Annotated in this window: 14 protein-coding genes and 1 tRNA gene; 8 read left to right on the top strand and 7 right to left on the bottom strand. The window is 71.8% G+C overall.

Translation table 11 applies throughout. The annotated features are described in order from the left end of the window. Positions 1–146 precede the first annotated feature (146 nt). Positions 147–3,026: a beta strand repeat-containing protein gene (locus ACFQS7_RS15740; protein WP_380068054.1), complete on the bottom strand. Its 2,880-nt coding sequence runs from the start codon at positions 3,024–3,026 to the stop codon at positions 147–149. Between the two features lie 92 nt (positions 3,027–3,118). Continuing rightward, the gene (locus ACFQS7_RS15745; protein ID WP_380068055.1) at positions 3,119–4,156 is read right to left on the bottom strand and encodes a hypothetical protein; all 1,038 of its coding nucleotides are present in this window, start codon (positions 4,154–4,156) and stop codon (positions 3,119–3,121) included. A gap of 161 nt (positions 4,157–4,317) precedes the next feature. Here ACFQS7_RS15745 and ACFQS7_RS15750 point away from each other — a divergent pair, with 161 nt between their 5' ends. The 6 genes from ACFQS7_RS15750 (at position 4,318) to ACFQS7_RS15775 (ending at position 8,412) form a co-directional block, all read left to right on the top strand. After that, complete coding sequence (locus ACFQS7_RS15750) at positions 4,318–5,553, top strand: argininosuccinate synthase (RefSeq protein WP_380068056.1); 1,236 nt, start codon at positions 4,318–4,320, stop codon at positions 5,551–5,553. Positions 5,554–5,566: 13 nt separating this feature from the next. Then, positions 5,567–6,358 carry an ion transporter gene (locus ACFQS7_RS15755; RefSeq protein WP_380068057.1) on the top strand — a complete coding sequence of 264 codons (792 nt, stop codon included), beginning with the start codon at positions 5,567–5,569 and terminating at the stop codon, positions 6,356–6,358. A 4-nt stretch (positions 6,359–6,362) separates the two neighbouring features. Continuing rightward, on the top strand, positions 6,363–6,920 hold the full coding sequence (locus ACFQS7_RS15760) for a hypothetical protein (RefSeq protein ID WP_380068058.1): 558 nt from the start codon (positions 6,363–6,365) through the stop codon (positions 6,918–6,920). Between the two features lie 119 nt (positions 6,921–7,039). After that, positions 7,040–7,219 carry a hypothetical protein gene (locus ACFQS7_RS15765; protein ID WP_380068059.1) on the top strand — a complete coding sequence of 60 codons (180 nt, stop codon included), beginning with the start codon at positions 7,040–7,042 and terminating at the stop codon, positions 7,217–7,219. Positions 7,220–7,317: 98 nt separating this feature from the next. Then, positions 7,318–7,524 carry a hypothetical protein gene (locus ACFQS7_RS15770; protein ID WP_380068060.1) on the top strand — a complete coding sequence of 69 codons (207 nt, stop codon included), beginning with the start codon at positions 7,318–7,320 and terminating at the stop codon, positions 7,522–7,524. Positions 7,525–7,776: 252 nt separating this feature from the next. After that, a complete protein-coding gene (locus ACFQS7_RS15775) occupies positions 7,777–8,412 on the top strand; it encodes an FMN-binding negative transcriptional regulator (protein ID WP_380068061.1) in 636 nt (211 codons plus the stop codon). 4 nt (positions 8,413–8,416) lie between these two features. On the opposite strand, the gene ACFQS7_RS15780 is transcribed toward ACFQS7_RS15775, so the two are convergent. The 5 genes from ACFQS7_RS15780 to ACFQS7_RS15800 are packed head-to-tail and all read right to left on the bottom strand — an operon-like array spanning position 8,417 to position 10,931. Then, a complete protein-coding gene (locus ACFQS7_RS15780) occupies positions 8,417–9,274 on the bottom strand; it encodes a DMT family transporter (protein WP_380068062.1) in 858 nt (285 codons plus the stop codon). A gap of 4 nt (positions 9,275–9,278) precedes the next feature. After that, complete coding sequence (locus tag ACFQS7_RS15785) at positions 9,279–9,473, bottom strand: hypothetical protein (RefSeq protein ID WP_380068063.1); 195 nt, start codon at positions 9,471–9,473, stop codon at positions 9,279–9,281. Then, positions 9,473–10,321: a bifunctional methylenetetrahydrofolate dehydrogenase/methenyltetrahydrofolate cyclohydrolase FolD gene (folD, locus tag ACFQS7_RS15790; RefSeq protein WP_380068064.1), complete on the bottom strand. Its 849-nt coding sequence runs from the start codon at positions 10,319–10,321 to the stop codon at positions 9,473–9,475. The genes ACFQS7_RS15785 and folD overlap by 1 nt, the downstream gene beginning before the upstream one ends. Continuing rightward, the gene (locus tag ACFQS7_RS15795) at positions 10,318–10,623 is read right to left on the bottom strand and encodes a DUF167 domain-containing protein (protein ID WP_380068382.1); all 306 of its coding nucleotides are present in this window, start codon (positions 10,621–10,623) and stop codon (positions 10,318–10,320) included. The genes folD and ACFQS7_RS15795 overlap by 4 nt, the downstream gene beginning before the upstream one ends. Continuing rightward, the gene (locus tag ACFQS7_RS15800) at positions 10,620–10,931 is read right to left on the bottom strand and encodes a YggT family protein (RefSeq protein WP_380068383.1); all 312 of its coding nucleotides are present in this window, start codon (positions 10,929–10,931) and stop codon (positions 10,620–10,622) included. The genes ACFQS7_RS15795 and ACFQS7_RS15800 overlap by 4 nt, the downstream gene beginning before the upstream one ends. Positions 10,932–11,124: 193 nt before the next feature. On the opposite strand from ACFQS7_RS15800, the gene ACFQS7_RS15805 reads away from it, so the two are divergent. Continuing rightward, a tRNA-Ala gene (locus tag ACFQS7_RS15805) sits at positions 11,125–11,200 on the top strand. Positions 11,201–11,353: 153 nt separating this feature from the next. Beyond that, a complete protein-coding gene (locus ACFQS7_RS15810; protein ID WP_380068065.1) occupies positions 11,354–12,493 on the top strand; it encodes a LuxR C-terminal-related transcriptional regulator in 1,140 nt (379 codons plus the stop codon). The last annotated feature ends 30 nt before the right edge of the window (positions 12,494–12,523 follow it).

Genomic DNA, 12,523 nt, shown 5'->3' on the forward strand with positions numbered 1-12,523 from the left:
CCCGGCGCCGGCGCGCGAGGCCTGGCGTGCTTCGGCACCTCAGGCGGCCGGCGTGGCATCCATGCCTGCCTTCCGCAACCTTTGGCGCGCCCCCGGCGAGGGGGCACGGAAGGCCTGCGATCGGTCGTCGAGGATGACCGATGGCGTCAGACGATCGCCCAGTCGCTGCCCGGATTGCCAAGCGCGGTCGCCGCGACGACGACCGTCCCGTCCATGAGCCAGAGCGAGACTGATCCTTCGGCACCGCGCCACAGGATGTCCGCCTTGCCGTCGGCATCGTAGTCGCCGACATCGGCGACCTCCCAGGCGGTGCCGGGCGAGGCGATCGCACCGCCGCCGGTCGGCGTCGTCCCGTCCATGGCCCAGAGCGAGATGCTGCCGTCGGTGCCGTTGCGCCAGAGCAGGTCGGCCTTGCCGTCGCCGTTGAAGTCGCCGACCCCGGCCACCGTCCAGGCGGTGCCGGGGTTGCCGATCTCGGCGCCGCCGACGATGGCGGCGCCGTCGAGCAACTGGACGGAGACGCGGCCGTCGTCGTTGCGGGAGACGAGGTCGCTGCGCCCGTCGCCGTCGAAGTCGCCCATGCCGACGACCTTCCAATCCGCGCCGGGGGCGCCGATCTCGCCACCGCCGGCCGAGGCCAGCCCGTTCAACAGCCAGCCGGAGACGGTGCCGTCGGCATGCTGCCAGAGGATGTCGGCCCGGCCGTCGCCGTTGATGTCGCCGACGCCGACGATCCGCCAGGCCACGTCGACCACGGCGATGCTGTCGCCGGCGATGAAGCTGGCGCCGTCCATCTGCCATTGCGCCACCGTGCCATCGGTGCCGCGCCAGAGGATGTCGGCATGCCCGTCGCCGTTGAAGTCGGCATAGCCTGCAACACTCCAGCCGGCGTCGGCCGTGGCGATGTGAAGGCTGGTGCCGGTGCTGCCCTGCATGGTCCAGGCGGTCAGCGTGCCGTCGCCGCCGCGCCAGGCGATGTCCGAGGTGCCGTCGCCGTTGATGTCCTTCGGCGTGCCGGACTGGCCGATGACCACGGTCCGGTCGGTGAAACGCAGCGCCTCCACCCCGGTCAGCGTGTCGGCGCCCTCGGCGGTCGTCACGATCCAGCCGCCGGCGGCGTCCCGCAGCCAGGTCGCCGCGGTGGAATCGACCAGGTAGGCCGCGGTGTCGAACCCGGCACCGCCGGCGATCGCGTCGCTGCCGTCGCCGCCGCGCAGGATGTCGTCGCCGGCGCCGCCGGCCAGGGTGTCGGCGCTGCCGCCGCCGCTCAGCGAATCCGCGCCCGCCGCGCCGGTGAGGCGGTCGGCAAGGTTGGAGCCGAGCAGCGTATCGGCGAAGCCGGTGCCGAGGACGCCTTCGATGTTCGCCAGGGTATCCGTGCCGCCCCAGGCATCCGTCGCGGTGCCGGCGCCGAGGTCAACGCTCACGCCCGCGCCGATCGGCGTCAGGCTCCAGACCGAGTAGTCGACCACGTCGAACCCCTGGCGACCGTCGATGCTGTCGCTGCCGGCGTCGCCCGCCAGGGTGTTGTCGCCGTGCGAACCCTTGATGGTATCGGCGCCGAGCCCGCCATAGGCGCGCTCGATCGAGACCAGGGTGTCGGTGTAGCCGGAGTGGAAGGCGTTGCCCTGGTAGGCGCCGCCGACCGAGCTCGTGCCCAGGTCGACGTAGAGCGTGGCGCGGCCCTGGTAGCGCCAGGTATCGGTGCCGGCGCCGCCGAGGACCGTCTTGTTGCCGGTGCCGGCGATGATGAAAGTGTCGTCGGCCGCGCTGCCGGTCAGCACGTCGTCGTGGCCGTTCGATGCCATGATGGCATGCACGCCGACCAGCATGTCGGTGCCGCCGGCGCCATCGACCGCGGTGCCGGTGCCCAGCGTCGCGGTCACCGCCCCGGTCGCCGCGCTGTAGTCGGCCACCACGGTCTCGTGGCCGTTGCCGGTGATGGTGTCGTCGCCGCCGCCGCCGCGCACGATGAAGGCGAGCGGTGCCGCTGGGGAATACCGCGCCAGGTCGAAGGCGTCGGCACCGGCGGTGCCGAGGAGCTGGTTGATGTTCAGCAGCGTGTCGGTGCCGTCGGTCTTGGTGACGACCAGATAGCCGCCATCGACCGCTTCGACGGCGAGCGCGCCGCCGAAATAGCCGCTGCCGCTGCGGTAGTCGACGGCGTTGCGCAGCGTCCGCTCGCCGCCATCGACGCTGTCGCTGCCGGTCCCGGCCAGGATGGCATCGGCGCCGTCGCCGGCCACGATGCTGTCGTTGCCATCGCCGCCGCGCAGCGTGTCGTTGCCGCTGCCCGCCGCCAGCGTATCATGGCCGCCGCTGCCGTTGAGGCTGTCGTCGCCGGCACCGCCGGCGAACCAGTTGTCGAGGTTCGAGCCGATGACCGTGTCGGCGAAGCCGGTGCCGAGGACGCCCTCGATGTTCGCCAGGCTGTCGATGCCGCCCCAGGGATCCCGCGCGGTCCCGCCACCGAGCGTGACGCCGCCGGAGCCCTGCTGCGAGGCGGCCAGGTTGACGAAGACGCCGCCGGTCACGGTGGCGTTGATCGAGCCGGAATAGTCCAGCAGGTCGAAGCCGCTGCGGCCGTCGATCGTGTCGTTCCCGACATCGCCGGAGAGGGTATTGTCGCCGTGCGTGCCCTTGACGACGTCGTCGCCGGTGCCGCCATAGGCGCGCTCGAAGCCGAACAGGGTATCGATGCCGCCGGCGACGGTCGCCGAGCCCTCGTAGCCGTTGGCGCCGGCATTCGTGCCGAGGTCGACGAAGACGCTGTCGGACGTGCGGAGATAAAGCGTATCGAGATCGGCCCCGCCCAGCAGCATTTCGGCGCTGCCGCTGGCGAAGATGGCGTCGTTCCCGGCACCGCCCTGCACCGAATTGGCGCCTGGGCCGCCGTCCAACGTGTCGTCGCCGGCAAGGCCGAGGATCGTGTCGGCGCCGTCGCCCGGAAGCCCGCCGGTCACATCGGGCGAGATGAAGGATACCGTTATGATGTCGCGGAGATGCGTACCAATGGTTTCCGTCATGACCAGTTTCCTATCGCAAACGCGTTAGGTGGTCCTATAAGATATATATCTAAGGTTGAATATTGGCGAAGATCGGATCGCGGTCTGATATGCTAGCCGCAGCCTTCCGCACGAGCCTCGATGAACTCGAGCAGGCAGCTCCCGTAGCGCAGCGTGAAGCGCGCATCGGCCCCGCCGCCATGACCGGTGACCTCCTGCGGCCGGTCGAGGAACAGCATCCCGCCGACGCGCGGCGCGCCCAGGCTGCGGAACAGGACGGCGCGCCGGTCGGGGTCGGGATCGAATTCGTCGCGGGCGAAATTCGCCACGACGACCCGGGCCTGCGGGCTGCGCGCGGCCGTCACCACCTGTTTCAGGTCCTCCAGTGCCCAGGCCCAGGCCGGGCTGCCGGTCGCGCCATGCGCCGCCGGCGCCACCGCGACGACGCCATCAATCAGGCCGGGCGTGTCCAGCGCCTGCAGGGCATTCCAGGCGCCGCGCGACTGGCCACCCATGACGATGCGGCCATAGCCCTGGGCGCGCAGCGTGCGCAGCGCCTGCTTCAGCCAGACGGCGGCGGTGTCGGTCTCGTCGGTCGTCGGGTCGCGGTCGAAGCGCAGCACGTCGTAGCCGGCATTGTTGAAGACGCGGACATGCGGCTGCGGCTGGCTGCCGCGGCTGTCCTGGCCGCCGGCGGCGCGGCCATGCGCCCAGACATAGGCGCCGCGGGCCGCCTGCGGCCCCTGCCAGAGGAACCGGCCGTCCGGCACCAGCGACCAGCCGGCGCCGGCCTCGACCGCGGCGGCCGGGGCGACGGGCGGTGCGGGGCTTTCCCGGCCGGGCCAGACCACGGCCAGATCCTGGGCATAGACCTGGCAGCCGCTGCCGCCCCAGGAGGCGCAGAGTGCGACCGCCCGCGCCGCGGTCGCCGCCGCGTCCGGCAGGGCAGCGGCCCAACCCCAGGCGCCTTCCGGCGACACGGCGAAGGCGCGGGGCGTCGCCTGCAGCAGGAAGCGGGCATAGTCCTCGCGCCCCTCGGCGCTGAGATGCGGCACGGCGGCGGCATTGAGGACCGGAGCGTTGGGGAAGGGGGCGCGCGGCGGCTCGGCCCGGGCGGGCAGCAGGGCGGCGGCGACAAGGATAAAATACAATAATATGTGATATCCCATAAAAGTGAGGAAACCACATTGCCGGGGCCTTTTGCAACAAGCCTCTTGTCCCCCGCGCGTCGCCGGGGCAGGACACCAAGGATTTTCCGGGCCGCGGGGCCTCTCCCGTGGCTGCCCTGACGGGCCGACCAAGGACGTTTCCGATGCGCGTGAAGGACGTGAAGAAGGTTGTCCTCGCCTATTCCGGCGGGCTCGACACCAGCGTCATCCTGAAATGGCTGCAGACCACCTACCAGTGCGAGGTGGTGACCTTCACCGCCGATCTCGGCCAGGGCGAGGAGCTCGGCCCGGCCCGCGACAAGGCCCTGCTGCTCGGCATCAAGCCGGAGAACATCTTCGTCGACGACCTGCGGGAGGAGTTCACCCGCGACTTCATCTTCCCGATGTTCCGCATGAACGCGCTGTACGAGGGCCAGTACCTGCTGGGCACGTCCATCGCCCGGCCGCTGATCGCCAAGCGGCAGATCGAGATCGCCGAGCAGGTCGGCGCCGACGCCGTCTCGCACGGCGCCACCGGCAAGGGCAACGACCAGGTCCGGTTCGAGATCGGCTACTATTCCCTGAAGCCGGAGGTGAAGATCATCGCCCCCTGGCGCGAATGGGACCTGACCAGCCGCACCGCGCTGATCGCCTTCGCCGAGGCGCACCAGATCCCGATCGCCAAGGACAAGCGCGGCGAGTCCCCCTTCAGCGTCGACGCCAACCTGCTGCACTCGAGCTCCGAGGGTAAGATCCTCGAAGAGCCCTGGGACGCGCCGGACGAGATGGTCTGGCAGCGTACCATCCGCCCCGAGGACGCGCCCGACACCCCCACCGAGATCACCATCGAATTCGAGCGCGGCGACGCCGTCGGCATCAACGGCGAGCGGCTGTCGCCGGCCACGCTGCTGACGAAGCTGAACGCGCTCGGCAAGGCGAACGGGATCGGCCGGCTCGACCTGGTGGAGAACCGCTTCGTCGGCATGAAGTCCCGCGGCTGCTACGAGACGCCAGGCGGCACCATCCTCTACGCCGCCCACCGGGCGATCGAGAGCATCACGCTGGACCGCGAGGCGGCGCACCTCAAGGACTCGCTGATGCCGCGCTATGCCGAGATCGTCTACAACGGCTTCTGGTTCAGCCCGGAACGCCGGATGATCCAGGCCATGGCCGATGCGAGCCAGGCCAGCGTCAGCGGCACCGTCCGGCTCAAGCTCTACAAGGGCAACACCATCGTCACCGGACGGCGGTCGCCGAACAGCCTCTATTCGATGAAGCACGTCACCTTCGAGGACGACCAGGGCGCCTACGACCAGATCGACGCCAAGGGCTTCATCAAGCTGAACGCGCTGCGGCTGCGGCTCGGCGCCATGGCCGGCCGGAAGGGCGGCGCACTCTAGGCGCGCCACACCCATGCGGGAGATGGCGCGGCAGCACGGCAAGCGGGTCGTGCTGCGGCACCTTTACGAGGCGGGGACGCGGCCTGCCAGGCGCTTCCGCTATGGGCTGCTCTGCCTCGACATCCTCAGCATCGCCTGGATCGTCATCGCCTCCTTCCTGCCGGTCAGCAGCGTCGTGCTCACGCTGGACGTGCTGCTCGGCCTGGTACTGCTGACCGAGTTCGGGATGCGCATCGCCGCCAGCGGCGTGCCGTTGCGCAGCCTGGTCAACCCCTTCAACCTGGCCGACCTGGTCGCCATCCTGTCGCTGCTGCTGGCGCCGGTGCTGCAGGGGGCGATGGCCTTCCTCCGCGTGCTGCGGACGCTGCGGCTGCTGCATTCGGTGAAGCTGATCAGCACCCTGCGCAGCGACCTGCCCTTCTTCCGCCGCAACGAGGAAGCGACGCTGGCCGGCGCCCAGCTTCTCGTCTTCCTCTTCGTCATGAGCGGCGTGGTCTTCGAGACGCAGCACCGCGGCAATCCCGGCATCAAGCACTATGCCGACGCGCTGTACTTCACCGTCACCACCCTGACCACGACCGGCTTCGGCGACGTCACCTTGCCGGGGGTGACCGGACGGCTGCTGTCGGTGGTCATCATGCTGGCCGGCGTCACCCTGTTCCTGCGGCTGGCCCAGGCATTGTTCCGCCCGATGAAGGTGCGCTACCCCTGTCCCGCCTGCGGCCTGGAACGGCACGAGCCGGACGCCGTGCACTGCAAGGCCTGTGGCCAATTGCTGAACATCCCGGATGAGGGAAATGCCTGACCCGATGCGCACCATGTCCATCGCGCTGCTGTTCGCGGCGCTGCTCGGCGCCGGCCAGGCGCTCGCCCAGGCCTGCCCGGGGCACCTCTCCTCGACCGCCCTGGCCCCAGTGCCGCGCGACGCGGTCTACGGCATCGCGCTGCGCAACGACGACGCCACCGGCCGGGCGCTGCGCGACCGGCTGTTCGCCGCGCTGCGCGGCTCCGGCCACCGGGTGGGGGAGCCGGCGACGCATGTGCTGTCCTGGCGCGGCAGCCTGTCGACCGACGGCATCGGCCGCGGCGGCGCCGACCCCTTCAGCTTCCGCGATTCGGACAACAACCGCGACGGCGACGACCTCGGCTGGATGCGGGATGTCCCGCGCAACCGGCGCGGCGGCGCGGTGCCCACCCGCCGGCTGAACGGCAGCGTCGAGCTGCGCGACCGTGCCAGCGGCCGCGTGGTCTGGACCGCAGTGCTGTCCTGCGACCGGCAGGGCGACGACCAGGCGGCGCTGATCGGCACGCTGGTCGGCGCCGTGGTGCCGGCGATCGGCCAGACGGTGGCCGGTCGGGCCTTCTGACGCCGGACGGGGAGGGGACCTCGCAGCACCTGCTGGATGCCGGCTTCCGCCTGGCCTGCCGCATCGCCTTCCGGCTGCTGCGGGTCTGGCGGGCGCTGCGCCGCCCGGCGCGGCACGGCGTGGTCGTCGGCATCTGGTGCGGCGGCCGGGTGCTGATGCTGCGGCAATCCTATCGCCCCGGCAACCGGGAGGTGGTCGCGGCCGGCTTCCTGGCGCCCGGGCAGGCGCTGCGCGACCCCGACCTGCCGCCCCATATCAGCACCTACCTGGATGCGCGCGCGGCGGCCGTCGCGCCGTGATCGCCCATGCACCGCAGCCGGCGGCGCAGGCATTGCCCTCCACGCCGGAACCGCCCCCCAGCCCCCGGCGTTCCGCCGCCGGACCGAAGGAGCGGGATATGCCGAACGCGGATACGCCCAAGGAAGCGGGCAAGGGCACCGGGGAGCCGGGCTGGACGGAGCAGGAAAAGGGCCAGGACGCCTCCGGGCAGGCAGGCTCGGCCGAAGCGGCGGATCCAGGCGAGGCCGGCGACGCACAAGCCAAGGGCCGCCCGACCAATGACCGCGAGAAGACCGAGACGGCGGCTGCCAATACGAAGCCCTGAGTGGCGGTTCGGCAGACCACTGCGCCGAAGCAAGTGAAAGAAGGCCGGGGAGAGGGTATTCTCCCCGGCCCCCCCTTATTTCTGTGGGTTGCACCTGCCGCGCGGCGGATGCCGAGCCCAGAAGAAGCAAAGCTGGGGTTGGGGGAGGAGATGCTGTTTCCTCCCCCGGCCCTCCTTCCCTGCCCGGCTTGCAACCCCGACCCGCATGCGCCGCCGTTGCGGGACTGGCCCGGCTTCCGGCAGGCTGGCGCCATGTACAACCCGCCCGCCTTCCGGGAAGATCGCCCGGACATCCTCTATGGCCTGATCCGCGCCGCCCGCCTGGCGCTGCTGGTCTCGAACGGCGCCACCGGCGTGCCCGACGTGACCCACCTGCCGCTGGTGCTGCTGGAGGAGGAGGGCGTCCTGCTGGGCCATGTCGCCCGCGCCAACCCGCATTGGCAGGCGCTGCGCGCGGCCGGCCGGGCGGTGGCGGTGTTCCAGGGGGCGGAGGCCTATGTCTCGCCCAATTGGTACCCCTCGAAGGCCGAGCACCACCGGGTGGTGCCGACCTGGAACTACGAGGCGGTGCATGCCGAAGGCCCGGTCGAGGTGATCGAGGACCCGGCCCGGCTGCATGCCGTCGTCTCGGTCCTGACCGACCGCAAGGAAGCCGCGCAGCCGCGCCCCTGGGCGGTGACCGAGGCGCCGGCACCTTTCGTCGCCGGACAGCTGAAGGGGATCGTCGGCCTGTCGCTGAAGATCGAGCGGCTGACGGGGAAGCGGAAGCTCAGCCAGAACCGCGCCGAGCCGGACCGTGCCGGGGCCGAGGCGGGGCTGGCGGAAAGCGCCGACCCGCGCGACCGGGAGGTGGCGGCGGCGATGCGGGCGATGGCGGAGCGGGGCTGAAGCCCTATCGCCGCGCGCGGAACAGCAACGCCAGCCCGGCCAGCGTCACCGCACCGCCGGCGAGGTCCCCCGGCGCCAGCCGCTCCCCCAGCAGCGCCCAGCCGAACACGCCGGCCAGCGGCGGCGCCAGCAATTGCAGCGCCGCGGCAGTCGCCGGCGGCAACCGCTCCAGCATGACGAAATACAGCGCATAGCCGCCGACGCCCACCACCAGCACGCCATACAGCAGCGACAGCAGGAGGGTCGGGCTCGGCGCCGGCGGCAGCGCCGGCTCGGCCAGCCCAGCCAGCAGCAGCAGCGTCATCGCCGCCATCGTGGTCTGCGCCGCGTTGGCGGTCCATGGGTCGATCCGCCGCCGCGCCGGGGCGAAGGCGAGGATCCCTGCCGCCTGGCTCAGCGCCCCGCCGAGCGCCAGCCCGATGCTCCAGAGCTCCGCCGCGCCGACCCCGCCGAAGCCGCGCCCCGCGCCGAGCACCGCCACCCCGAGCCAGCCGAGCCCGAGCCCGGCCCAGGCCAGCGGCGGCACCCGCTGGCGCAGCACCACCACTTCGCCGAGCGCGACGAAGAGCGGCGCGGTCGAGGACAGCAGCGCCACCAGGCCGGAGGGCAGCACGGTCGAGGCCTTCCAGGCCCCGGCGAGGTAGAGCGCCGAGCCGAAGACCCCCATCGCCGCCAGCCGCCAAGCATCGGCGCGGCCCGGCCAGATGGCCCTTCGCCAGGCGACCACCGCCAGCAGGATCGGCGCGACCAGGGCGAACCGCGCCGCCAGGCCCCAGAGCGCCGGCCATTCCGGCACCACGCCCTTGATCGCGGTGAAGGCCGAGGCCCAGATCGCGACGAACAGCAGGCCAAGGCCCGCCATGCGATCAGTGCGGCTCCAGAGCCTTCTGGGCCCGCCGCAGCGAGCGGCTGAGCAGCAGCAGCGCCAGCGCCGGCAGGGCCACGCCCGAGATCCGCAGCCATTCCGGCGTGCCCAGCGCCGGCAGGCCGATCGCGGCCAGCAGGGCGGTGGCGAGCAAAGCGACGATGCCGAGCACCCGCAACAGGCGATAGAGCCGCATCAGTGCGCCCCGCGGCGGGCCAGTGCCGCCTCCAGCGTGTTTTCCAGCAGGCAGGCGATGGTCATCGGCCCGACCCCGCCGGGGACCGGCGTGATGGCGGCGGCGCGCTCGGACGCCTCGGCGAAGGCGACGTCGCCGACCAGCTTGCCGGCAACGTCGCGGTTGATGCCGACGTCGATGACCACGGCACCCGCGCCGATCCAGTCGCCGCGCACCATCTCGGCACGACCGACGGCGGCGACCAGGATCTCCGCCCGGCGGCATTCGGCGGCCAGGTCCCGCGTCCGGGAATGCGCGATGGTCACGGTGCAGTCGGCCGAAAGCAGCAGCTGCGCCATCGGCCGGCCGACGATCTGGCTGCGGCCGAGCACCACGGCGCGGGCGCCGGGCAGCCTGGCCCCGGCCTCGCGCAGCAGGTGCATGACGCCCTTCGGCGTGCAGGGCACCAGGCCATGCTGCTGCGCCGCCAGCCGCCCGGCATTGACCGGATGGAAGCCGTCCACGTCCTTGGCCGGGTCGATCGCCGCGATCACCATGTCAGGGCGGATCTGCGGCGGCAGCGGCAGCTGCACCAGGATGCCGTCCACCGCGGGGTCGATGTTCAGGTCCTCGACCAGCATCAGCAGGTCGGACTCGCGGGTATCGGCGGGCAGGTGGATGGTGGCGCTGTCGAAGCCGGCTGCCGCCGCGGCGCGGTCCTTGTTGCGGACATAGACGCCGCTGGCCGGGTCCTCGCCGACCCGGACCACGCGCAGCCCGGGGCGGAAGGGCAGGGTGGCGATGCGCGCGGCCAGCTGCCCGCGCAGCCGCTCCGCCACGGCCTTGCCGTCGATGATCCGTGCCGTCATGCAAGCGCCTCGAGTCGGGAAGCCAGCGTCTCGGGGTCGCCGGCGATGAAGACCAGCTTTTCCCTTGCCGCGTGTCCTTGGGCAACCTCCGCGGCGGAGGGAGGCATGCCGAGGGCGCGGGCCAGGGCGGCGCAGACCGCCCGATTGGCGCGGCCATCCTCCGGCGCCTCGACCACCGCCAACTTCAGCCGCGGGCCGTCCACCCCGGGGGCAAGCCCCTGCAGGCCGGCCCGCCGCGCCCGCGGCTGCACCTTCACCCGGACCGAGACCCCGCCCGGCTCAGGCCGCCACCAGGGGGTCAGAAATACATCCCGCTCCGCAGCAGGGCATTCGCCGTGGCGCCCAGCAGCAGCTTGGCCGCGGTGATCAGCAGCAGCACCGCCAGCGGCGCCAGGTCCACGGGGCCGAAATTCGGCAGCACCCGGCGCACCCGGGCGAACAGCGGCTCGGTCACCCGGTAGAGGAAGTCGGAGATGGTCCAGACCACGCGGTTGCGGGTGTCGAGCACCCCGAACTGGATCAGCATCTGCACCACCACGGCCAGCAGCACGGCCCACCACAGCAGGTCGAGCACCGCGCTCGCCAGATAGAACACCACATCAAGGAACATCAGCCGGTCCCGCCAGAAACGCTGGCGCAACCTAGTGACGACACCCCGCCGGGACAAGCGCGGGAGGGCCCGCGGGTCTCCCGCCGGCGCCGCCCGGCAGGCCGGCAAGAAAGCCGCCGGCGGTGCTTGACCTGCCCCGCCGGCTCGGGCATATCGCCGCCCTCCGCGGAACCCAACGCCGCGCGGGTGGTACGGGGCTGTAGCTCAGTTGGGAGAGCGCGTCGTTCGCAATGACGAGGCCAGCGGTTCGATCCCGCTCAGCTCCACCATCTCCCTTCCGATGCTCCTGAAGCTTCGTGATCATCGAGTTTCCGGTGAATGCGACGCAAGGTCTGCAACCATAACGCTTGTGCGCCACGATGCTGTACCGGGCGCCTGATCGGGCGTAGATAGGCACCCAGGCCCAGGCTGGTGGTGCACCCATGGTTGCCGCCGATGACCGCCTCGATGCACTGGCCAACCGCTTCTACGATGCGGCCATGGGGATCTGCGGGTGGGATGCGGTCCTGCATGACCTCACCCGCGCCTTCCGGGCCGAGCTGGCCGCCTTCGGTATCGTCGGGCCGCATGCGCCGGGCCGTATCCTGCATACCGGCATCGACCCTGCTCTGGTGGAACGCTACCTGCTCTGTCATGCCGGGCGGAACGAACTGGCCTTGCGCACCGAGCACCTGCCAGCCGGGACGGTGGTGACCGATACCGGTTTGATGCCCAAGGCCGAGTTCCGGCAGACCGACTTCTATCGGGACTGCCTGCGGCCCCTCGGCCTCGACAGCCTGATGAACCTCCGCGCCGCGCGGCATGCGAACGGGCTGGCGGCCAATCTCTGCCTGTTCCGTACCCCGCGGCAGGGCGATTTCGGCGCCGAGGACATCGCAGCCTATGCGGGCCTGGCGCCGCATCTTTGCCGCGCGGTCGCGTTGCATCTCCGGGTCGCGGAGGCGGATGGCGACCGCCGGGCGCTGGTCAGCGCGCTGGAGACCCTGCCGCACGCGGCGTTGCTGGTCGATGGTGCGGCCAACGTGCTGCGCACCAATGCCGCCGGCGCGGCCCTGCTTGCGGCCCGCGACGGGTTGCAGTCCGACCGCGCCAGGGGCGGTGCGCTGCGCGCCCGGCATGCCGAGGAGACCGCGGCGCTGCGCCGGATGGTGGCGGCGGCGGTCGATGCGCCCGGCCTCGGCGCCGATGGCGCGGAGCCGCTCTGCCTGTCGCGGCCGCCGCCATCCCGGCCGCCGCTGATCGTCGCAGTGCTTTCGCTCGGTGCCGCCGGCGCCTCCTCCCTGGGGTTGCCGCCCGCCGCCGCGGCGCTGCTGCTGGTGACCGATCCGGCACACCGGCCCGATCCGCCATCGCGGACCGTGCTCCGCGAGGCCTTCGGCCTGACGCGGGCGGAGGCCGAGGTGGCGGCGCGGGCGGGGCAGGGCGAGGAGGTGGCGCGGATCGCCGAGGCGCTCGGCATCACCCAGGGCACCACGCGGCTGCACCTGCACCGGGTCTTTGGGAAGACCGGCGTGCACCGGCAGGCGGAACTGGCGCTGGTGCTGTCGGGGCTGCGCCGCTGAATCCGGTTCGGCGGATTTTTTTCGTGACCT

Origin of the sequence: Dankookia sp. GCM10030260, assembly GCF_042666655.1 — a bacterium.
Lineage (GTDB): Bacteria > Pseudomonadota > Alphaproteobacteria > Acetobacterales > Acetobacteraceae > Paracraurococcus.